At 65.6% G+C, this 19,243-nt stretch carries 25 protein-coding genes and 1 other RNA gene; 22 read left to right on the plus strand and 4 right to left on the minus strand.

What is annotated here, in order from left to right:
* Window positions 1-45: 45 nt before the first annotated feature.
* An RNA gene (gene ffs, locus FQV39_RS19225) (signal recognition particle sRNA small type) lies at window positions 46-142 on the minus strand.
* 259 nt (window positions 143-401) lie between these two features.
* On the opposite strand from ffs, the gene rpmH reads away from it, so the two are divergent.
* Genes rpmH through FQV39_RS19255 form a run of 6 tightly spaced genes read left to right on the plus strand, consistent with a single transcriptional unit; the run spans window position 402 to window position 4,657 of the window.
* On the plus strand, window positions 402-536 hold the full coding sequence (gene rpmH / locus FQV39_RS19230; protein ID WP_038364779.1) for a 50S ribosomal protein L34: 135 nt from the start codon (window positions 402-404) through the stop codon (window positions 534-536).
* Window positions 537-591: 55 nt separating this feature from the next.
* Window positions 592-993 carry a ribonuclease P protein component gene (gene rnpA / locus FQV39_RS19235; protein ID WP_149131753.1) on the plus strand — a complete coding sequence of 134 codons (402 nt, stop codon included), beginning with the start codon at window positions 592-594 and terminating at the stop codon, window positions 991-993.
* A gap of 50 nt (window positions 994-1,043) precedes the next feature.
* Window positions 1,044-2,909, plus strand: a complete 1,866-nt coding sequence (yidC, locus tag FQV39_RS19240) for a membrane protein insertase YidC (RefSeq protein ID WP_149133931.1) — start codon at window positions 1,044-1,046, stop codon at window positions 2,907-2,909.
* Between the two features lie 58 nt (window positions 2,910-2,967).
* Complete coding sequence (locus FQV39_RS19245) at window positions 2,968-3,600, plus strand: CatB-related O-acetyltransferase (RefSeq protein WP_149131754.1); 633 nt, start codon at window positions 2,968-2,970, stop codon at window positions 3,598-3,600.
* 9 nt (window positions 3,601-3,609) lie between these two features.
* Window positions 3,610-4,275: a ribosome biogenesis GTP-binding protein YihA/YsxC gene (gene yihA / locus FQV39_RS19250; protein ID WP_149131755.1), complete on the plus strand. Its 666-nt coding sequence runs from the start codon at window positions 3,610-3,612 to the stop codon at window positions 4,273-4,275.
* Between the two features lie 7 nt (window positions 4,276-4,282).
* A complete protein-coding gene (locus FQV39_RS19255; RefSeq protein WP_149131756.1) occupies window positions 4,283-4,657 on the plus strand; it encodes a DUF423 domain-containing protein in 375 nt (124 codons plus the stop codon).
* 9 nt (window positions 4,658-4,666) lie between these two features.
* Here the strand turns inward: FQV39_RS19255 and FQV39_RS19260 are convergent, their stop codons facing one another.
* Complete coding sequence (locus tag FQV39_RS19260; RefSeq protein WP_149131757.1) at window positions 4,667-4,849, minus strand: YegP family protein; 183 nt, start codon at window positions 4,847-4,849, stop codon at window positions 4,667-4,669.
* A 179-nt stretch (window positions 4,850-5,028) separates the two neighbouring features.
* Between FQV39_RS19260 and argB the strand changes: the two genes are divergently transcribed.
* The 7 genes from argB (at window position 5,029) to hisA (ending at window position 10,994) form a co-directional block, all read left to right on the plus strand.
* Complete coding sequence (gene argB, locus FQV39_RS19265; RefSeq protein ID WP_149131758.1) at window positions 5,029-5,925, plus strand: acetylglutamate kinase; 897 nt, start codon at window positions 5,029-5,031, stop codon at window positions 5,923-5,925.
* 265 nt (window positions 5,926-6,190) lie between these two features.
* Complete coding sequence (locus FQV39_RS19270) at window positions 6,191-6,931, plus strand: pyrimidine 5'-nucleotidase (RefSeq protein WP_149131759.1); 741 nt, start codon at window positions 6,191-6,193, stop codon at window positions 6,929-6,931.
* 119 nt (window positions 6,932-7,050) lie between these two features.
* Window positions 7,051-8,247 (plus strand): O-succinylhomoserine sulfhydrylase, encoded by a 1,197-nt coding sequence (locus FQV39_RS19275; protein ID WP_149131760.1) that lies wholly within the window; start codon window positions 7,051-7,053, stop codon window positions 8,245-8,247.
* Window positions 8,248-8,451: 204 nt separating this feature from the next.
* Window positions 8,452-9,039, plus strand: a complete 588-nt coding sequence (hisB, locus tag FQV39_RS19280) for an imidazoleglycerol-phosphate dehydratase HisB (RefSeq protein ID WP_149131761.1) — start codon at window positions 8,452-8,454, stop codon at window positions 9,037-9,039.
* A 70-nt stretch (window positions 9,040-9,109) separates the two neighbouring features.
* Window positions 9,110-9,598: a DUF2628 domain-containing protein gene (locus tag FQV39_RS19285; protein ID WP_149131762.1), complete on the plus strand. Its 489-nt coding sequence runs from the start codon at window positions 9,110-9,112 to the stop codon at window positions 9,596-9,598.
* On the plus strand, window positions 9,595-10,251 hold the full coding sequence (hisH, locus tag FQV39_RS19290; RefSeq protein ID WP_149131763.1) for an imidazole glycerol phosphate synthase subunit HisH: 657 nt from the start codon (window positions 9,595-9,597) through the stop codon (window positions 10,249-10,251). Before FQV39_RS19285 ends, hisH begins: the two co-directional genes overlap by 4 nt.
* Window positions 10,239-10,994, plus strand: a complete 756-nt coding sequence (gene hisA, locus FQV39_RS19295; RefSeq protein ID WP_187640330.1) for a 1-(5-phosphoribosyl)-5-[(5-phosphoribosylamino)methylideneamino]imidazole-4-carboxamide isomerase — start codon at window positions 10,239-10,241, stop codon at window positions 10,992-10,994. The genes hisH and hisA overlap by 13 nt, the downstream gene beginning before the upstream one ends.
* Window positions 10,995-11,009: 15 nt before the next feature.
* Here hisA and FQV39_RS19300 read toward each other — a convergent pair whose 3' ends face one another.
* A complete protein-coding gene (locus FQV39_RS19300; protein WP_149131765.1) occupies window positions 11,010-11,747 on the minus strand; it encodes a carbonic anhydrase in 738 nt (245 codons plus the stop codon).
* A gap of 150 nt (window positions 11,748-11,897) precedes the next feature.
* Between FQV39_RS19300 and FQV39_RS19305 the strand changes: the two genes are divergently transcribed.
* A complete protein-coding gene (locus FQV39_RS19305) occupies window positions 11,898-12,797 on the plus strand; it encodes a hypothetical protein (RefSeq protein ID WP_149131766.1) in 900 nt (299 codons plus the stop codon).
* Complete coding sequence (locus tag FQV39_RS33235; protein WP_187640348.1) at window positions 12,781-12,927, plus strand: hypothetical protein; 147 nt, start codon at window positions 12,781-12,783, stop codon at window positions 12,925-12,927. Before FQV39_RS19305 ends, FQV39_RS33235 begins: the two co-directional genes overlap by 17 nt.
* Window positions 12,928-12,993: 66 nt before the next feature.
* On the opposite strand, the gene FQV39_RS19310 is transcribed toward FQV39_RS33235, so the two are convergent.
* A complete protein-coding gene (locus FQV39_RS19310) occupies window positions 12,994-13,788 on the minus strand; it encodes a transporter substrate-binding domain-containing protein (protein ID WP_149131767.1) in 795 nt (264 codons plus the stop codon).
* 108 nt (window positions 13,789-13,896) lie between these two features.
* Between FQV39_RS19310 and hisF the strand changes: the two genes are divergently transcribed.
* From hisF to FQV39_RS19345, 7 genes are all read left to right on the plus strand, one after another.
* Window positions 13,897-14,661: an imidazole glycerol phosphate synthase subunit HisF gene (gene hisF / locus FQV39_RS19315; RefSeq protein ID WP_149131768.1), complete on the plus strand. Its 765-nt coding sequence runs from the start codon at window positions 13,897-13,899 to the stop codon at window positions 14,659-14,661.
* 175 nt (window positions 14,662-14,836) lie between these two features.
* Window positions 14,837-15,157: a phosphoribosyl-ATP diphosphatase gene (locus FQV39_RS19320; RefSeq protein WP_149131769.1), complete on the plus strand. Its 321-nt coding sequence runs from the start codon at window positions 14,837-14,839 to the stop codon at window positions 15,155-15,157.
* 55 nt (window positions 15,158-15,212) lie between these two features.
* Window positions 15,213-16,187, plus strand: a complete 975-nt coding sequence (gene coaA, locus FQV39_RS19325; protein WP_149131770.1) for a type I pantothenate kinase — start codon at window positions 15,213-15,215, stop codon at window positions 16,185-16,187.
* Window positions 16,188-16,204: 17 nt separating this feature from the next.
* On the plus strand, window positions 16,205-16,732 hold the full coding sequence (locus tag FQV39_RS19330) for a DUF1697 domain-containing protein (RefSeq protein ID WP_149131771.1): 528 nt from the start codon (window positions 16,205-16,207) through the stop codon (window positions 16,730-16,732).
* Window positions 16,733-16,773: 41 nt separating this feature from the next.
* Window positions 16,774-17,229 carry a YqaA family protein gene (locus FQV39_RS19335; protein ID WP_248313066.1) on the plus strand — a complete coding sequence of 152 codons (456 nt, stop codon included), beginning with the start codon at window positions 16,774-16,776 and terminating at the stop codon, window positions 17,227-17,229.
* A 128-nt stretch (window positions 17,230-17,357) separates the two neighbouring features.
* Window positions 17,358-17,708 carry a RidA family protein gene (locus tag FQV39_RS19340; protein ID WP_149131772.1) on the plus strand — a complete coding sequence of 117 codons (351 nt, stop codon included), beginning with the start codon at window positions 17,358-17,360 and terminating at the stop codon, window positions 17,706-17,708.
* 98 nt (window positions 17,709-17,806) lie between these two features.
* A complete protein-coding gene (locus FQV39_RS19345) occupies window positions 17,807-19,228 on the plus strand; it encodes a hypothetical protein (RefSeq protein WP_149131773.1) in 1,422 nt (473 codons plus the stop codon).
* Window positions 19,229-19,243 lie beyond the last annotated feature (15 nt).

Raw genomic sequence — 19,243 nt, forward strand, 5'->3', positions numbered from 1 at the left:
CGACTTTAAGCCGGCCTGGGCGCAGCGCTTTCACACAGCGCATGAGGTGGGAGGCTGGACGAAGACCCGTTCGGTCTCGTTAGGGCTGCTTCCTTCCGGACCTGACCCGGTTGGCGAGTGAGACGTCCCTCGCCAACCTCCCGCCCGCTATATCGGGGATGTCGGCGCGAAGCGCAAGCCGGCATTGAAAGGCCGCGAAGCTTGGTCGCAGTCGGCGCCCAGGTCGTCAGTTTGGCGTTGGCTGGTTTTAGCGTTGACTTGGCGTCGCCCATCCGTCATAAGCCCGCGACCTGCGCAGCCGAAAGGCCGCGCCGACCCTTATCGCATGACAGGCTCGGTTGGCCATGCTTTCCTAAGGAAAGCCGCGGCCGTCGTGCTCACAAAGGCCCCGGAGACGGACCGTGAAGAGAACCTATCAACCCAGCAAGCTGGTTCGCAAGCGCCGCCACGGCTACCGCGCCCGCATGGCGACCAAGGGTGGCCGCAAGGTCATCGCCGCTCGCCGCGCGCACGGCCGCAAGCGCCTGTCGGCCTGAGCAAGCACTGGCGCGTGACCCTAGCGCGCCCGTTCCGGAAGACTGGCCAATCGCCATGCGCCTCGCCCGTCTGACGCAACGCAAAGAATTCCTGGCGGCGGCCGACCACGGCCGCCGTTTTCGTTCACCTGCCTTCATGGCGCAGGTGCGCGACTGCATGCCCGAAGAAGAGCGGGACGGGCTGAGGCTCGGGCTCACCGCCTCGCGCAAGACCGGCAATGCCGTGAAGCGCAACCGCATCCGCCGCCGCCTGCGCGCCGCCGCCGCCCAGGCCCTGCGCGACCAGACCGCCAAGCGCTGCGACATCGTGATCGTTGCCCGCTCCGAAGTGCTGAACGCGGATTTTCACGCACTCGTGGCCGATCTTTCCATTGCCATCGACCGGGCGAAGCCTCAAAAGCCGCATGCTGACCGACACCGCTCGCGCATAAAGCGCGGTGCGGCGCCGCAAGCCTGACCCGACACGCCGAACCCTGCCGGACCAAGCGAGATCCGTTTCCGATCATGATGAAAGAAGACAACCGCAATCTGCTTCTCGCGATCGTCATGTCCGTGGTCGTGCTGCTCGGCTGGCAGTTCTTCTACGGCGTGCCGCAGATGGAAAAGCAGAAGCAGATCGCGCAGCAGAACCAGCAGGCCCAGAGCCAGCAGGCTCCTGCCGGCTCCGCCGCTCCGGCGCCCTCCACCCCCGGCCAGCCCGGCAGCTCCGCCGCTCCGGGCGCTGCCGCGACGCAGGCCGTCGGCACGCGCGAGCAGGCTCTCGCGGCTAGCCCGCGCGTCCGCATCGACACGCCGAAGATCACCGGCTCGCTCTCGCTGACCGGAGCGCGGATCGACGACGTTTCGCTGAAGGCCTATCGCGAGACGGTCGATCCCAAGAGCCCGCACATCGTCCTGCTCTCGCCGCTCGGCGGGCCGAACGCTTACTACTCCGATTTCGGCTGGGTCGCTGCGCCGGGCAGCAATGTCGCCCTGCCGAACGCGACCACGGTCTGGACCGCCGACAACGAAGTCCTGACCCCGGCCAAGCCGCTGACGCTGAGCTGGGACAATGGCCAGGGCCTGACCTTCCGGCGCGTCATCAGCATCGACGACAACGCCATGTTCACGATCCGCGACGAGGTCGAGAACAAGGGTGGCAACGCCGTGACGCTGTTCCCCTATGGCCAGATCGTCCGGCAGGGCAAGCCCGCCACGCTCGGCTACTACGTGCTGCATGAGGGCCTCGTCGGCAATCTCGGCGACCAGGGCCTGCAGGAATACACCTACGACAAGATCGACAAGGAGCCGCTCCTCTCGCCCGGTACCACCGGCAAGAGCTGGAAGGACGTTGTCGGCGGCTTCGTCGGCATCACCGACAAGTACTGGGCGGCCGCGGTCATCCCCGACCAGCAGCGCAAATATGAGGGCCGCTATTCCGCGGTCCAGACCGGCACCGGCCACACCTATCAGGCCGACTTCCTCGGCGAAGCCATCGCGATCGCGCCGGGTGCCACCGCCTCCGCCAACGCCCGGCTCTTCGCCGGCGCCAAGGAGGTCGCGGCCATCGACGGCTATGAGAAGAATCTCGGCATCAAGCGCTTCGAGCTCTTGATCGACTGGGGCTGGTTCTATTTCATCACCAAGCCGCTCTTCTTCCTGCTCGACTGGATCTACAAGCACGTCGGCAATTTCGGCGTCGCCATCCTGATCGTCACGGTGCTGCTCAAGGCGCTGTTCTTCCCGCTCGCCAACAAGTCCTACGCCTCGATGGCGAAGATGAAGGCGCTGCAGCCGGAGATGACGGCGATCCGCGAGCGCTATGCCGACGACAAGATGAAGCAGCAGCAAGCGCTGATGGAGCTTTACAAGACGCAGAAGATCAATCCGGTCGCCGGCTGCTGGCCGGTGCTGCTGCAGATCCCGGTGTTCTTCGCGCTCTACAAGATCCTGTTCATCACCATCGAGATGCGGCACGCGCCGTTCTTCGGCTGGATCCACGATCTCGCCGCGCCGGACCCGACCAACATCTTCTTCTTCCTGCCGGCGACGATGACGGGCTTCCTGCACCTCGGCGCCTGGCCGATCATTATGGGCATCACGATGTTCATCCAGATGAAGATGAACCCGGAGCCGCCGGACCCGGTGCAGAAGACGATGTTCACCTGGATGCCGGTGTTCTTCACCTTCCTGCTCGGCTCGTTCCCGGCCGGCCTGGTGATCTACTGGAGCTGGAACAACCTGCTCTCGGTGACCCAGCAGGGCTTCATCATGAAGAAGAACGGGGTGAAGATCGAGCTCTTCGACAACCTCAAGGGCATGTTCGGCAAGAAGCCGGCGACGGCAAACACCGCCGCCGCGCCGCCCAAGCCTGCCAACACCAACAAGAAGTGAGAGATCGAAGGGCGGGATTTCCCGCCCTTCGCCTTTTCAGGCCAAGGCCTTATCCGCGATGCCGCTTCCCGACCCGCAGACACGCCATCCCATTCCCGGCTGGAAGGGCACCGCCTTCCTGAAGGCGGTGGTCGATCATCCGCTGATCGAAGTCGGTGACTACAGCTATTATGACGACTCGCGCGGGCCGGAGCATTTCGTCGCGCGCTGCGTGCGCTACCATTTCGACTTCATCGGCGACCGCCTGATCATCGGGAAGTTCGTCGCCATCGCTCAGGCGGCGCAGTTCATCATGAACGGCGCTAACCATCCGATCGGCGGCTTCTCGACCTTTCCCTTCCAGATGTTCGGCCTCGGCGCCCCCGAAGCGCTGAAGCGCCCTGGCCCGAACAACCGCGGCGACATGGTGATCGGCAACGATGTCTGGATCGGACGCGAGGCGGTGATCATGCCCGGCGTCACGATCGGCGACGGCGCGATCATCGGCACACGGGCGCAGGTCACGAAGGACGTGCCGCCCTATGCGGTCGTCGCCGGCAACCCAGGTCGGATCGTCAAGATGCGCTTTCCCCCGGAGATCGTGGCGGAACTGCTGGCGATCCGCTGGTGGGACTGGGAGGCCGACAAAATCGCGCGTCATGTCGACGCGATCCAGGGCGCCGACATCGACGCGCTGCGTGCAGCCGTGTAGGCAGGGGCCATGACCACGTCCACGACCAAGCCCTATGACGCCGAGGAGATCGAGGCCGCCCGCAAGCTCTTCGAGGGGCCGTGGGATTTCGTCTGGGCCTCGACCAAGATCGACGACCTGCCGCCGATGGTCGGCCAGGAGATCGCCTTCGCCGGCCGCTCCAATGTCGGCAAGTCGAGCCTGATCAACGCGCTGACCCGGCGAAACGCCCTGGCACGCACCTCGCACACGCCGGGCCGGACGCAGCAGCTCAACTTCTTCCGCCAGGTCGGCCATGACGAACGCCTGACCATCGTCGACATGCCCGGCTATGGCTACGCCGCGGTGGGCAAGGAGAAGGTCGCGGCCTGGACCAAGCTGATCCACGACTATCTGCGCGGCCGCTCGAACCTGATGCGCGTCTATGTGCTGATCGATGCCCGCCACGGCATCAAGGATGTCGACGGCGCTGTGCTGGAGACGCTCGACAAGGCTGCCGTCTCCTATCAGGTCGTGCTGACCAAGGGCGACGCGCTGAAGCCGGCCGACCAGCAATTCATGGCTGAGGCGACCTATGACGAGATCAAGCGTCGCCCGGCCGCCTTCCCCGAGGTGCTGCTGACCTCCAGCGAGAAGGGGATGGGCATCCCCGAGTTCCGCGCCGCCATCGCGCGGGTGCTGGCGGAACGGCCGTGAGGATCGCGTGACCGCGACCAAGACCCATCTGACCTTCGCCGCCCTGATGGGGCTCGCCGGCGTCGCACTGCTCGCGGCTGCCGCCCACGTCACCGGCACCGCCAATGTCCAGACTGCCGGGCAGATGCTGCTGTTCCACGCCTCGGTCGTCTTCGGCGCTACCGCGGCCCGCAAGGGTGGCCACCTCCACGACGCGCTGGCGCGCTTCGCGCTCTCGGCGATCATCTTCGGCGCAGTGCTGTTCGCGGCCGATCTCGGCCGGCGCGGCTTCGCCAACGAGGGGCTGTTCCCGCGCGCGGCGCCGATCGGCGGCTGGTTCATGCTCGGCGGCTGGCTCGGCCTTGCCGTCTCCGCCGTTCTGGCGAAGCCTGCCGGTCGCTGACGCCTGTGCCTATTGCGGCGTGCAGGTCATGCCGTTGCGCTGAGCGTTGGCGATGCAATTCGCCTTGCTCGTATAGCCCTCCGTCGAAGCGCCGACGATACGCCCGTTCGAGGCGACCCGGCGCCAACGCCATTCGCTGCCCGACGGGTAGATTTCCCACCTGTCTCCGCTTCGATCGGTGCAACTGCTCATCAAAATTCTCCCCAACCAGCGAATCGAGTTCGCGTGTCGAGTAAAGCGCAACATAAGAAAAATTCAACCTGTAGTTGTGTTTCAGTGAAATCCTGTTCGCCGCTGGTCCTTCCGCGTCGGGAAAACTTCCGCTAGAAGCGCCGCCGGACCCTTCCTGCGGCCGCGCGGAGCCTGCCCGAATGACCGACCATCCCCTGCTGACGCCGTCGCAATCTGCCGAGCTGCTCGTGCAGGCGCTGCCGCATATGCAGCGCTACGACCAGGAAATCATCGTCATCAAGTATGGCGGCAACGCCATGGGCGACGCGGCCACCGCCGAGGATTTCGCCGAGGACATCGTGCTGCTCGAGCAGTCCGGCCTGAAGCCGGTGGTCTGCCATGGCGGCGGCCCGCAGATCGCGGCGATGCTGAAGAAGCTCGGCATCCAGTCGGAGTTCAAGCAGGGCCTGCGCGTCACCGACGAGGCGACCGTCGAGGTCGTCGAGATGGTTCTCGCCGGCTCGGTCAACAAGGAGATCGTCGGCTACATCACCCGCGAGGGTGGCCGCGCCATCGGGCTCTGCGGCAAGGACGGCAATATGGTCACGGCCCGCAAGGTGACCCGCACGATCGTCGACCCCGATTCCAAGATCGAGGAGATTCTCGATCTCGGCTTCGTCGGTGAGCCCGATACGGTCAACACCACCGTGCTCGACGCGGTGTTGAAGGCCGAACTCATTCCGGTGCTGGCGCCGGTCTGCGCCGCCGCCGACGGCCAGACCTACAATGTCAACGCCGACACTTTCGCCGGCGCCATCGCCGGCGCGCTGAGCGCCAAACGCCTGCTGCTGCTGACCGACGTGCCGGGCGTGCTCAACAAGGACAAGCAGCTCATTCCGGAGCTCACGGTCGAGGAATGCCGCCGCCTGATAGCGGACGGCACGATCTCGGGCGGCATGATCCCGAAGATCGAGACCTGTATCTACGCGCTGGAAAAGGGCGTCGAGGCCGTCGTCATCCTCGACGGCAAGGTGCCGCACGCCGCGCTGATCGAGCTCTTCACCGATACCGGCGCCGGCACGATCATCCGGCGCTGAGGAGATTCCTCACGCCGTCATCCCGGGCGCAGCGCCGGCCTCCCCTTCTCCCCTTTCGGGAGGAGGTGGCTCGGCGGAGCCGAGACGGATGAGGGGTCGCGCGACCTGTGCCAAGGCGTTCTGGTTCGCCAACGAGTCAGGACGGCATGACCCCTCACCCCAACCCTCTCCCGCAGGGGAGGGAGTTCGTCGCGGCTGCCGCCGCGATTAAGCCTTGGCCAAGGACTTGCAGCGCAGACTCCGGATCGCCACATCACGGAGTCCTATGAAAAGACTCGCTGACATACCTGCCGCGGCGCCGCCCCTTCCGACAGAGGGCTTCGCGCATGTCGATCACTGGATCTTCGACCTCGACAACACCCTCTACTCGCACGAGGCCAGGGTCTGGCCGCAGGTCGATGAGCGCATCACCCTGTTCCTCGCCGAGCTGTTCGGACTCGATGGGCTCTCCTCGCGCGCGCTGCAGAAATACTATTACCAGCGCTACGGCACGACGCTGAAGGGGCTGATGGAGGAGCATGGCATCGATCCGGGCGATTTCCTCGACTTCGCCCACCAGATCGACCTGACTCTGCTCGACCCGAATCCGGACCTGGGCGAGGCGATCGCGGCCCTGCCCGGCCGCAAGCTGATCCTGACCAACGGCTCGCGCGGACATGCCGAGAACGTCGCCGGCAAGCTCGGCATCCTCCACCACTTCGAGGACATCTTCGACATCGTGCAGGCCGGCTTCACGCCCAAGCCCGAGCGTTCGACCTATGAGACCTTTCTCGCCAAGCACGCCGTCGATCCGGGCCGGGCGGCGATGTTCGAGGACATCGAGAAGAACCTCGTCGTGCCGAGCGCGCTGGGCATGAAGACGGTGCTGATCGTGCCGAAGACGCCCGATCCCTTCCGCGAGACCTGGGAACAGGTCGCCGTCGAGGCCGGACATGTCCATCACGTCACGGCCGACCTCACCGGCTTCCTGAAGCCGCTCGGACGGCCTGCCGAACGTCACGCCTGAGGCCGCAGAAGGTTTGTCGCGGGATAGGTTTTCAGAAAAGGAAATTCTGTTCTTCTTTACGAACAGAAGGGGAAGTGCTAGTGGCCTTGTCCGTTATAAAGAACGGACTGAGGTTCCCCATGTCGGCATCGGACAACGCCGCAGCCAAGCTGCATCCTGAAACCCGCCTCGTCCACGCCGGCACCTTGCGCTCGCAGTTCGGCGAGACGTCCGAGGCGCTGTTCCTGACGCAGGGCCATGTCTATGACAGCGCCGAACAGTGCGAGGCGCGGTTCCTCAACAAGGATCCGGGTTTCCAATACGCCCGCTTCTCCAACCCGACCGTGGCGATGCTCGAAGGCCGCATGGCCGCCTTCGAGGGCGCCGAGGCCTGCCGCGCCACCGCAACCGGCATGGCCGCGGTCACGGCAGCGGTGATGGCGCCCTTACGCGCCGGGGACCATGTCTTGGCGGCCCGCGCGCTGTTCGGCTCCTGTCGCTACATCGTCGAGGATCACCTGCCGCGTTACGGCGTCGAGTCGACGCTGGTCGACGGCACCGATATCGAGGCCTGGCGCAAGGCCGTTCGCCCCAACACCAAGGTTTTCTTCCTCGAAACGCCGTCGAACCCGACGCTCGAGGTGATCGACATCGAAGCGGTGGCGAAGATCGCCAAGGCTGCTGGCGCCCGGCTCATCGTCGACAACGTCTTCGCCACGCCGCTCTTCCAACGCCCGCTCGAGCTCGGCGCCGACCTCGTCGTCTATTCGGCGACCAAGCATATCGACGGGCAGGGGCGCTGCCTCGGCGGCCTCATCGTCGGCGCGAAGGAGCTGATCGAGGGCGATATCCAGACCTTCCTGCGCCAGACCGGCCCGGCGATCTCCCCCTTCAACGCCTGGGTGATGCTGAAGGCACTGGAGACGCTGCCGCTGCGCGTCGCCAAGCAGGCGGAGAACGCAACGAAGGTCGCGGACTGGCTCGCCGCGCATGCCAAGCCGTCCAAGGTCATCTTCTGCGGCCACAAGAGCCATCCGCAGGCCGAGATCATCGCGCGGCAGATGAGCGGCCCCTCGACGCTGATCGCCTTCGAGGTGCCGGGCGGCAAGGACGCTGCCTACCGCCTGCTCAACGCCTGCAAGCTGATCCGCATCTCGAACAATCTCGGCGACGCCAAGAGCCTGATCGTCCATCCGGCGACGACGACGCATCAGCGCTTCACACCCGAGGTCCGCGCCGACATGGGCGTCACCGACGGCATGATCCGCCTCTCGATCGGGCTGGAGCATTCCGACGATCTGATCGCCGATCTGGAGCAGGCGCTGGCGAAGGTGTGAGAACTGCCGTTTTCGTCATGGTCGGGCTTGTCCCGACCATCCACGCCTTCTGTTGCCGAAGGCGGAATCCAAGGCGTGGATGCTCGCCACAAGGGCGAGCATGACGTGCAAGCGGGATGACGGCTCCGCTTCTTCGGCCAGTGGCCATCCCCGCCCGCCCCTGCTAAAGCGGGGCCGGTTCCCGCCAAGGCTTGAGAGGCCAGCATGCGTTCGGGCGAAGTGAAGCGCCGTACCAACGAGACCGATATCGCGGTCTCGCTCCTGATCGACGGCACCGGCAAGGCCGAGATCGCCACCGGCGTCGGCTTCTTCGACCATATGCTCGACCTGTTCGCCCGCCATTCGCTGATCGACCTGAAAGTCGCGGTGAAGGGCGACACCCATATCGACGACCATCACTCGGTCGAGGATGCCGGCATCGCCATGGGCGAGGCCCTTAAAGCAGCGCTCGGCTCCAAGAAGGGCATCCGCCGCTATGCGGACGTGCATCTGCCGATGGACGAGACGCTGACGCGCGTCGCCGTCGACGTCTCCGGCCGGCCGTTCCTGGTGTTCCGCACGGAGTTCAAGGCGCAGAAGATCGGCAGCTTCGACACCGAGCTGGTGCGCGAATTCTTCCAGGCCTTCGCCATCAACGCCGGCATCACGCTCCACGTCGAGACGCTCTATGGCGACAACGCCCACCACATCGCCGAAAGCTGCTTCAAGGGGCTGGCGCGGGCGCTGCGCCAAGCGCTGGAGGTCGATCCGCGCGAGGGCGACCGCATCCCCTCGACCAAGGGCGCGCTCTGATTCTTCGTCTGCGCATTTTCTTCACGCGAACCGGTAGCCACTTCGCTCGAAAATGCTCTAGGAGGCGACCATGGCATTCTACACGGTTCTGACACCGCCGCTGGCCGCAGGCGGCCGTGTCGAGGAAATCGAGCAGGCGCGCCTCATCCCCGAGAGCTTCTCCTGGGGCGCCTTCCTGCTCACCGGCCTCTGGCTCCTCGGCCGGAGGCTGTGGCTCATGACCCTGCTGTTCGTGCTGGTCTGGGCCGGTCTCATCTATCTGCGCAGCCGTTTCGGGCTGCATTCGAGCGCGCTCTCGCTGATCTACTGGTCGATCGCGCTGTTCCTCGGCGTCGAGGGCAACAATTTCGTCGTCCGCAAGCTCCTCCGCAAAGGCTGGCGGCTCGCCGACGTCGTTGAAGCGCGCAGCCTGCCAGAGGCCGAGCGCCGCTATTTCGAGCGGGCGCTGGCCGGTGAAGCTGCGCCGCCGCGCGCCGAGCCCGCCGCTCCCACGATGGTGGCGCGCCCGAGCGGGCCGCTGCCGATCATTGGCCTGTTTCCGGAGGCCCGCGGACGATGAGCCAGACCGTCGCCATCATCGATTACGGCTCGGGCAACCTGCACTCCGCCGCCAAGGCCTTCGAGCGGGCGGCGCAGGAGAGCGGCATCGCCTCGACCATCCACGTCACCAGCGACACCGCTGTCGTGCGCGCCGCCGACCGCATCGTGCTGCCGGGCGTCGGTGCCTTCGCCGATTGCCGGCGGGGGCTCGATGCCGTGCCGGGCATGGTCGAGACGCTGGAGGAAGTCGTGCGGGCCAAGGGCCGGCCCTTCCTCGGCATCTGCGTCGGCATGCAGTTGCTGGCGTCGCGCGGGCTCGAATACACGATCACCCAGGGTCTCGGCTGGATTCCGGGCGACGTCGCGCTGATCAAACCGGACGACGACAGCCTCAAGATCCCGCATATGGGCTGGAACGTCCTGCACAAGCAGGATGAGCATCCACTGCTCGACGGCATCGAGACCGGGCCGCAGGGGCTGCACGCCTATTTCGTCCACTCCTATGCCCTGACGGCAGAGCGTCCGCAGGACGTGCTGGCGCTGACCGACCATGGCGGGCCGGTGACCGCAATGGTGGCGCATGGCAACGTCGCCGGCACGCAGTTCCACCCCGAGAAGAGCCAGAAGCTGGGGCTGAAGCTCATCGCCAATTTCCTGAGCTGGAAGCCATGATCCTCTTTCCCGCGATCGACCTGAAGGAAGGTCGCTGCGTCCGCCTGAAGCAGGGCGACATGGCGCAGGCGACCGTGTTCAACGACGATCCGGCCGCGCAGGCGGCCGCCTTCGAGGCCCAGGGCTTCCAGTGGCTGCATGTCGTCGATCTCGACGGCGCCTTCGCCGGCAAGCCGATGAACGCGGCCGCGGTCGAAGCCATCCTCAAGCGCGTGGCCTTCCCGGTGCAGCTCGGCGGCGGCATCCGCGACATGAAGACGGTCGCCGGCTGGCTGGAGAAGGGCATTCGCCGCGTCATCATCGGTACGGCGGCGGTGCGCGATCCCGGCTTCGTGCGCGAGGCGGCCAAGGAATTTCCGGGGCAGGTCGCGGTCGGCATCGATGCTCGCGACGGCTTCGTCGCGGTCGAAGGCTGGGCCGAGACCTCCTCGCTCGCGGCGGCCGATCTCGGCAGGCGCTTCGAGGATGCCGGCGTCGCCGCGATCATCTACACCGATATCGCCCGCGACGGCATGCTCGAGGGCATCAACTGGGACGGCACCATCGCACTGGCCAAGGCGGTCTCAATCCCGGTCATCGCCTCGGGGGGCTTAGCCTCGATGGCCGACATCGAGCGCCTCTGCGCTGATGATGCCGCGATCCTGGAGGGCGCGATCACTGGCCGCGCGCTCTATGATGGCCGCATCGACCCCGCCGCGGCGCTGGCGCGGATCGCCCGTTCGGCAGACGAAGCGGCCGCCTGAACGGGCGCTTCGCGATCAGACCAGGCTCACCTTGCCGGTCGCCAGGTCGTAGAGGCCGCCGACGACGACAAGCTTTTTCTCGGCGACGCGCTGCGACAGGATCGGCGTGGCGGTCTTCAGCTTTTCGACGTTGAGCTTGACGTTGGCGATAGTGGCGGCCTTCAGCAGATCGGCCGCCTCCTCCTTTTGCGCCGCGAGCACGGCCGGCCGGATCGCGTCGATCAGCGAAGGCAGATGCCCCGGCAATTGCGTGTTGTTCTTGACCACGTTGATGGTGGACGAGACGGCACCGCAATTGGTGTGGCCGAGCACCATGATGAGCTGGGAACCGAGCACCAAGGCGCCATATTCGAGGCTCGCCAGCCCATCCTCATTGACGAAATTTCCGGCGACGCGGACCACGAAGAGCTCACCGGCGCCCTGATCGAAGGCGAGCTCCGGGGCAAGACGTGAATCGGCACAGCTGACGATCGAGGCGAAAGGATATTGGGAGCCGACGCGCGCGGCGCGGCCGGCCGAGAAATCACGCTCGTTCGGCGTATTCGCCACATAGCGCGCATTGCCCTCCATCAGCTGCTTCAGGGCTTCTTCCCCACTTACCCCGGCAGGCCTTGCGGCCGGGGCGCTCTGCGCGAATGCGGGGTCGATCACCTGCGCGGTCAGGCCACCTGCGAGTGCGAGCCCCGCCCCACCCTTGAGAAAGGCGCGGCGCGAGGGAACAGGGGAGCGCGTCGTGGCGCAGAACTGGCACATGGCAGGCATCCTTGCGAGGCTGGGCGAGCCGCATCCCTTGCGGGAAGCGGCGTTGCTTGGGAGATTCGACGCGGCGATGGTATAAGCCCCCGCCGCGATGGAGAGTCCAAATTCTGCATCAATCTCGGCGCAGCGGAACGGGCGTTAACAATGCGTGAACCGGAAGAAGCGCTGTCGTCCTATCTGCCGATCAACCCCTTTGCTGAAGATGAAGCGGGAAATTTCGACAATTCAGCCTATCAGACGGCGATTGCTTGCTGCGCCGATGCGATTTTGCGCATGCATTTCGGCGAAAGGCTGGTGAACAAGATCTTCGGCCGCAATTTGCAGTCGCATGCTGCCGGCCTCGTCCTGGTGATGCATTACGAGGCGGAGCTGGGCCACGGCCGGCGCCCGACGCTGGCTCTGATCCAGCAGGAGATGGGGCGGTCTCGCACGCTCGTTGCGTTTTTCGGGCTTCTGCGTCTTGCGGGCTATCTGCAGCAGGAGCCGGTGCCGCATGACGGCCGCTCCACCTATCTGGTGCCGTCCGCACGTTTATCCGATGGCCTGCGCCAGTGGATCGTCCATCATGCCCGTTGCTGCGAAATCGTCGGCTTCGCCCGCCCGGGCCTGGCGGACAGGCTGCGGACTGACGATGACTGGTTCCGGCTTTATATCGGGCACTCGCGCCGGCTGCTTGCCGGGGCGCGCGCCGCCATGGCGGGCGATGGCGCCTGGGCCTGGTTCGACCGCTTCGATTGCGGAGATCGCATCGGCCTCGTGCTGTTGCGTGCCCATTACGGCGCTGGTGAGGTCGATGCCACGGGCCGGAACTGGGCCCCCTTCGGGAGCAGGCAGGTGGCGAGCCAGCTGGGCATTTCGCATTCGCATATCCGCAACGTCATCAACCAGGCGCAGGAGAACGGCCTGTTGTGGCAGGATCGATGCGCTGGCAGGGTCGCCCTATCGCCGCGCTTCCTGCGCGAGAGCGAAGCATGGTTCCTGACATTCTGGCGCTGGGTTGCCGAGACCGCTGCGGAAGCTGAGCAGCATGCGGCGGCGGGGTGACGAGGCCGGCCAGATCCGGCACAGGCTCGCCTGGGGCGCGATCACCAGCCGCGCGCTCCATGATGGCCGGATCGATCCGGCCAAAGCGCTGGCGCGGATTGCGCGTGCCGTGAGTGAAGCAGCTATCTGAACGCCAAAACCTGCGGCCGCGCGACCGATCCGATCGCGCGGCTTTCGGGACGTGCGCTGTCGTGCGTCAGCGCACGAACTGGTCGTAGATCTTTGCGAACTCGCCATTTGCCTTGGCGAGGTGCAGCCACTGATCGACGAAGGCCTTGAAGGTGGCGTCGCCGCGCGGGAGCATGTAGCCCATCTCGCCATATTGCAGCGGCTCGTCTGGATTGACCGCGCAGAGGCCGGGCTTGGCCTTTTCCTGCACCTTCACCTCGATCGACTCCGCGACCATGAGGTCCGCCTTGCCGGCGAGGATCTGGTCGAAGATCGTGACGTTGTCGGGATAGACCTCGATCTTGGCCTGCTTGAAATTCGCGCGCACGAAGCGCTCGTTGGTGCCGCCCGGATTGACGATGACGCGGGTTTCCGGCTTGTCGATGTCGGCGACCGTCTGGAATTTCGCCTTGTCGGCGCAGCGCACGATCGGCGCCTTGCCGTTGACGAGATAGGGCGCCGAGAAGAACACCTTCTTCTGCCGGTCGAGCGTCACCGAGATGCCGCCCATCGCGACGTCGCATTTGCCCGAGCCCATATCGGTCAGAAGATCAGCCCATTTCGTCTGGACGAATTTGGCCTCGACGCCGAGCGCCTTGGCGAGCGACTTCGCCAGTTCGATGTCGATGCCCTCGAAGGAGCCATCTTTCGCCAGAGTAAAAGGCTTGTAATCGCCGGTCGTGCAGATCTGCAGCGATCCGCGGCTCTGGACGGTGTCGAGCAGGCTCTGCGGCGTCTGCGCCTGCGCATCGGAGGCAGCAGCAAAGCCGAGGCAGCCTGCCGCAATGGCAGCACAGCGCAAGATGGTGGATACGATAGTCATGGCACTCCCCTCGTTGGACTGCTATCAGTCCCCGCCAGCAGAGCAGGCTTGCCCTTCGTTATCAATCGATCTCCGCAATCGGTCCCTCGTACGAGTTCCTTTCTGCCGATGACCTTGAAAACCCGCATCATCCCCTGCCTCGACGTCAAGGACGGCCGTGTGGTCAAGGGTGTGAAGTTCCTCGACCTCGTCGATGCCGGCGATCCGGTCGAGGCCGCCAAGGCCTATGACGCGGCCGGCGCGGACGAGCTTTGCTTCCTCGACATCACCGCGAGCCATGAGGACCGCGGCATCCTGCTCGATGTGGTGACGCGCACGGCCGAGGCCTGCTTCATGCCGCTGACCGTCGGCGGCGGCGTGCGCAAGGTCGAGGATATCCGCGCTTTGCTGCTTGCCGGCGCCGACAAGGTCTCAATCAACACCGCCGCCGTCACCAACAGGCAATTCGTCAAGGAAGCGGCCGAGAAGTTCGGCGACCAGTGCATCGTCGTCGCCATCGACGCCAAGCAGGTCTCGCCCGGCCGCTGGGAGATCTTCACCCATGGCGGGCGCAATGCCACCGGTATCGAGGCCGTCGCCTTCGCGCGCGAGGTCGTCTCGCTGGGAGCGGGCGAACTGCTCGTGACCTCGATGGACAAGGACGGCACCAAGTCAGGTTACGATCTCGGCCTGACCTGCGCGATTGCCGATGCGGTCTCGGTCCCGGTCATCGCCTCGGGCGGCGTCGGCAATCTCGACGATCTGGTCGCCGGCGTCAGCGAAGGCCATGCTTCGGCCGTGCTCGCCGCCTCGATCTTCCATTTCGGCACCTACACGATTCAGCAGGCCAAGGCGCATATGGCGGAAGCGGGCTTGAGGATGAGGCTGGACTGATGCCGAAACGCGTATCCGTCATTCCGGGGCATTGCGCAGCAATGAGCCCGGAACCCATGAACACCGGCAGCGACCAGATTGCATCGGGGTTCGGAGCTTCACCGTCCGTCCCAGTGTTCATGAGTTCCGGGCTCGGACCTACGGTCCGCCCCGGAATGACAATGGAGCGGCCGGCATGACCACCTTCACCCTCGCCGATCTCGAAGCCCGCATTGCCGAGCGGGCTAACGCCTCGCCCGAGGAATCCTGGACCGCCAAGCTCATCGCAGCCGGGCCGGAACGGGCCGCCAAGAAGTTCGGCGAGGAAGCGGTCGAGGCCGTCATCGCCGCCGTGAAGGGCGACCGGGCCGAGCTCATCGCCGAAAGTGCCGATGTGCTTTATCATCTTTTGGTCGTGCTCAAGGCCCGCGATGTTGCATTGCAAGACGTCTTGAGCCAGCTTGAGGCTCGCACCGTCCGTTCCGGACTGGCGGAAAAGGCGGCCCGGCCCCGTTGAGTAACGCGAGGATGGCCCTGCGTTGAATCTCGAATCCTGGATTGCGGGTCGCGTCATGGACCAGCGCCCCATCAACACCCCGCCCGAACGCGAACTGATCTCGCCCTACCGTCTGTTCTCGCGGGACGAATGGGCGCATCTGCGCGCCGACACGCCGCTGACGCTCTCGGTCGACGATCTGACCAAGCTGCAATCGATCAACGATCCGATCTCGCTCGACGAGATCGTGGCGATCTACCTGCCGCTGTCGCGCCTGCTCTCGCTCTATGTCGCCGCGACGCAGGGCCTGTTCAAGGCGACGCAGCGCTTCCTCCTGGCCGAGTCCGAGGTCAAGGTGCCCTATGTCATCGGGGTCGCCGGCTCGGTCGCGGTGGGCAAATCGACCACGGCGCGCGTGCTGAAGGCGCTGCTCTCGCGCTGGCCGAACACGCCGAAGGTCGAGCTGGTCACCACCGACGGCTTCCTTCTGCCCAATGCCGAGCTCGAGCGGCGCGGCCTGATGCAGCGCAAAGGCTTCCCCGAGAGCTATGACGGCGCGGCGATCCTGCGCTTCCTCTCGGATGTGAAGGCCGGCAAGCCGCAGGTGACGGCGCCGGTCTATTCGCACCTCGTCTATGACGTGGTGCCGGGCGAGACGGTGACGGTCGAGCGGCCGGACATCCTGATCCTCGAAGGGCTCAACGTGCTGCAGCCGAACCGGATGCCGAAGGACGGCACGGTGATCCCCTTCGTCTCCGATTATTTCGATTTCTCGGTCTATCTCGACGCCGACGAGAACGATCTGCATCGCTGGTATGTCAATCGCTTCATGACGCTGCGCCACACCGCCTTCCGCGATCCGCGCTCCTTCTTCCGCAAATATGCGGAGATCGGCGAGGAAGAGGCGCTCGCCATCGCCGAGAAGCTCTGGACCGGCATCAACCTGCCGAACCTGCAGGAGAACATCCTGCCCACGCGCCAGCGCGCCAGCCTGATCCTGACCAAGGGCGCGAGCCACCGCATCCAGCAGGTTGCGCTGAGACGATTGTAGCACGGGCAGAAGCCGGCATGACGACCTATGTCGCCCTCCTCCACTCGATCGTGCTCGGCCCCGGCAAGCGACTGGCGATGGCGGACCTGAAGGCTATGACGGCGGCGCTCGGCTTTGGCGATCCGCGCACCTGGGTTGCCACCGGCAATCTGATCTTCGAGGGCGACGATGCGCCCCTCGCGGAGATCGAAAACCGATTGGAAGCGGCCTTCCGCTCCGGTTTCGGCAAGCATGTCGATATCATCCTGCGCACAGCGCAGGTCTGGCGGCGGCTTGCCGCCCAAAATCCCTTCCCGGACAGGAACGGCGCCAATATCGGCATCCGCGTCATGCGAACGCCGCTCGGTCCAGACGCCTTGTCCATGCTCGGCGGGATCGCCGCGCCTGGCGTTGGTCTTGCCCTCGCGGACGGCGATTTATGGATCAATTTCGGCGGCAAGCCGAATGAGACGAAGCTGCTCTCGCATCTGACGACCAAAAAACTCGGTATCGGCACGCTGCGCAACGCCAATACCGTCAATGCGCTTTCCACAATGCTGGACTGATGCTCCGGCCAGCTCACTCGGCGCGATAGGAACCTCTGGCGGTGCTGGAGCACCTCGATCTTTCCCCTCTCGGCCTGATGGCCGGTGCGGCCTTCGTCGCCGCCACCTTGCTGCCGGCGCAGTCGGAAGCGGTCTTCATCGGATTGCTGGCGACGAAGAGCGCCGATCCGCTCGCGCTGTTCCTGACCGCGAGCCTCGCCAACACCGCCGGCTCCATCGTCAACTGGTGGCTGGGGCGGCTGATCACGCGCCATGGCGTCGAGAAGCTGCCCGCACGGCTGCGGCCGGACCCGATCCGCTTCGGCCAGGCCCAAGCCTTCTTCGGACGCTTCGGCTGGCCGTCGCTGCTACTGGCCTGGCTGCCCGTCGTCGGCGACCCGCTGACCTTCGTTGCCGGCACGCTGAACTATCCGCCCGGCCGCTTCATCGCGCTCGTGTTGCTCGGCAAGGCGGGCCGCTACGCCGCGCTCTGGGCGGGTTGGGTGAGCCTCGCCTGAACCGACTTGTTCTACGCGAACGCCTTTCTGAAAAGCAGCCTCCGCTTTTCGGGCGCGCGCAGCATATCATTTGCGAAACCGGGCGGGGCGGGCTACCAGCGGAGGCGTCCGTTCAAGGAGATTTCACTATGAGCATTCAGCGTATGGGCGTCGGCCCGCGCATGTCCAAGGCCGTCGTGCACGGCGACACCGTCTATCTGGCGGGCCAGGTCGCGGACAAGGCCGCCGGCAAGAGCGTGGGCGAGCAGACCGCCGACATCCTCGGCATCATCGACGGGCTCCTGGCCGAGGCCGGCACCGACAAGTCGAAGCTGCTGATGGTCAATATCTGGCTCTCCGACATGTCGACCTTCGCCGAGATGAACGCCGTCTGGGACAAGTGGGTCGTCGCCGGCCAGACCCCGGGCCGCGCCACGGTCGAGGCCAAGCTCGCTGCGCCGCAGTTCACCGTCGAGATCGCGGTCATCGCCGCGAAGTAAACACTTAGAGCATTCCGCGTTCCTCGCATTGCGGAATGCTCTATCTCTTTATTTTATCGCATTTTCTTCACGCGAACCAGTATCCACTTCGCTCGAAAATGCTTGAGGCCGAGCCGGAGCGGGAGGCAGCCATCAGTCAACCCGACCAGATCGTCCCGCTTCTGGCGCGCGTCGCCGGACGCCACGGCCTGCCGCCGGTGGCGCTGGCGGCGATGATTGCGGACTGGCTGCGTCGCCCCGGCTCGACACCTCCCGCCGAAGCCTTGCTCGATCGCAAGGCCGCCGACTTCCTGGCCTTAGTTCAGCGCCTTGCCGAAGCGATCGGCGACCCCGAGGTTCAGCGTCTGCGCCAGGAGGCCGCTGCTGCCCTCAACGCCGGAAACTTTGCCGATGCTGACAAGGCTCTGGCGCAAGCCGAGCTGCACGCCATCGGCGGCGTGACCGACCTTTCGACATTGCCGATCGAACGCCGATTGCTGATCGGCGAGAACCGGGCGGACCGGGGCGCGCTCAGCTTCCTGCGCACGACCGCCGAAGGCTATCGCGAAGCTTCCGCCCGTTACGGCGAGGCCTCCACCCTGATCGGTCTCGCCGATGTCGAACGCAGCCGCGCCATGGCGCTGGAACAAGCGAAGGCATTGGCGCGCATCAGCGAAGATTTCGGCGGGCGCGACGGTTATGACGCGGCCATTGCGGCATTGCGCCGCCTGCTCGAAGGTCTCGACCGTCTGGCGGATACCGTGGCCTTTGCCGGCGCCCAGGAGGCCCTGGCCGCCACGCTGGAAGGCCTCGCGGCGCTCACCGGCGAGACGAAACTGCTGACCGCGGCGCTCGTCCATTGCCGCTCGGGCATCGAATATCTGAGCCGCGACGAGGCGCCGCCGCTCTGGCGCATGCTGAGCCTGCGCATCGGTCGCATCGCGGTCACGCTCGGGGTTACGCAGAAGGACGATGAGCTTCTCGAAGAAGCCATCGCCACCTATGCCAGCGTCCTCAGCGCCTGGGACCGTGCCGATGATGAACCGCGCTGGCTCGAAGCCGAACATATGATCTCGCGGGCCCGTGCGACGCTTGGGCGGCGACGGAGCGATCTCTCCCTGCTGGAGCGCGCCTTCAACGGCCTCAACCGGGTTTCCTTGGCGACGGAGCGGGCCCGCGAGCCGCTGCGCTGGGCCGAACTCCAGGACCAGATGGGCAACGTTCTCGCTGCCATGGGCGAACGCTATAGCGAGCCGGTCGTGATCGAGGAGGCGATCGCCGCCTTCGCCGCTGCTCTGCAGGAAAGGCGGCAGGACAGCGTGCCGCTGCTCTGGGCGCGCAGCCTCGCCAACCAGGCCGAGGCCATGCTCCAGCTGGCGCGGCGCAACAAGGACAAGGAGCTGGCCCAGAAGGCACTCACGCAGTTGATGACGGCGACGGAGACGGCTCGCCGCTCATCAGGCGGAGATTCGCTCGCCGCCGATCTCCAGAAGCGACTCGTCGCCGCCGGAGCCATGGCGACCAAGCTGATCGGCGGCTGACGAACAGCCGCCCGC

This window comes from Bosea sp. F3-2, from assembly GCF_008253865.1.
GTDB lineage: Bacteria > Pseudomonadota > Alphaproteobacteria > Rhizobiales > Beijerinckiaceae > Allobosea.

Excerpts from the sequence above, each read along its gene's own strand:
- rnpA (WP_149131753.1), top strand. The coding sequence starts at position 592 with ATGCGCCTCGCCCGTCTGACGCAACGCAAAGAATTCCTGGCGGCGGCC.
- yidC (WP_149133931.1), top strand. The coding sequence starts at position 1,044 with ATGAAAGAAGACAACCGCAATCTGCTTCTCGCGATCGTCATGTCCGTG.
- FQV39_RS19245 (WP_149131754.1), top strand. The coding sequence starts at position 2,968 with ATGCCGCTTCCCGACCCGCAGACACGCCATCCCATTCCCGGCTGGAAG.
- yihA (WP_149131755.1), top strand. The coding sequence starts at position 3,610 with ATGACCACGTCCACGACCAAGCCCTATGACGCCGAGGAGATCGAGGCC.
- FQV39_RS19260 (WP_149131757.1), bottom strand. The coding sequence starts at position 4,849 with ATGAGCAGTTGCACCGATCGAAGCGGAGACAGGTGGGAAATCTACCCG.
- argB (WP_149131758.1), top strand. The coding sequence starts at position 5,029 with ATGACCGACCATCCCCTGCTGACGCCGTCGCAATCTGCCGAGCTGCTC.
- FQV39_RS19270 (WP_149131759.1), top strand. The coding sequence starts at position 6,191 with ATGAAAAGACTCGCTGACATACCTGCCGCGGCGCCGCCCCTTCCGACA.
- FQV39_RS19275 (WP_149131760.1), top strand. The coding sequence starts at position 7,051 with ATGTCGGCATCGGACAACGCCGCAGCCAAGCTGCATCCTGAAACCCGC.
- hisB (WP_149131761.1), top strand. The coding sequence starts at position 8,452 with ATGCGTTCGGGCGAAGTGAAGCGCCGTACCAACGAGACCGATATCGCG.
- FQV39_RS19285 (WP_149131762.1), top strand. The coding sequence starts at position 9,110 with ATGGCATTCTACACGGTTCTGACACCGCCGCTGGCCGCAGGCGGCCGT.
- hisH (WP_149131763.1), top strand. The coding sequence starts at position 9,595 with ATGAGCCAGACCGTCGCCATCATCGATTACGGCTCGGGCAACCTGCAC.
- FQV39_RS19300 (WP_149131765.1), bottom strand. The coding sequence starts at position 11,747 with ATGTGCCAGTTCTGCGCCACGACGCGCTCCCCTGTTCCCTCGCGCCGC.
- FQV39_RS19305 (WP_149131766.1), top strand. The coding sequence starts at position 11,898 with ATGCGTGAACCGGAAGAAGCGCTGTCGTCCTATCTGCCGATCAACCCC.
- FQV39_RS33235 (WP_187640348.1), top strand. The coding sequence starts at position 12,781 with ATGCGGCGGCGGGGTGACGAGGCCGGCCAGATCCGGCACAGGCTCGCC.
- FQV39_RS19310 (WP_149131767.1), bottom strand. The coding sequence starts at position 13,788 with ATGACTATCGTATCCACCATCTTGCGCTGTGCTGCCATTGCGGCAGGC.
- hisF (WP_149131768.1), top strand. The coding sequence starts at position 13,897 with ATGACCTTGAAAACCCGCATCATCCCCTGCCTCGACGTCAAGGACGGC.
- FQV39_RS19320 (WP_149131769.1), top strand. The coding sequence starts at position 14,837 with ATGACCACCTTCACCCTCGCCGATCTCGAAGCCCGCATTGCCGAGCGG.
- coaA (WP_149131770.1), top strand. The coding sequence starts at position 15,213 with ATGGACCAGCGCCCCATCAACACCCCGCCCGAACGCGAACTGATCTCG.
- FQV39_RS19330 (WP_149131771.1), top strand. The coding sequence starts at position 16,205 with ATGACGACCTATGTCGCCCTCCTCCACTCGATCGTGCTCGGCCCCGGC.
- FQV39_RS19340 (WP_149131772.1), top strand. The coding sequence starts at position 17,358 with ATGAGCATTCAGCGTATGGGCGTCGGCCCGCGCATGTCCAAGGCCGTC.
- FQV39_RS19345 (WP_149131773.1), top strand. The coding sequence starts at position 17,807 with ATGCTTGAGGCCGAGCCGGAGCGGGAGGCAGCCATCAGTCAACCCGAC.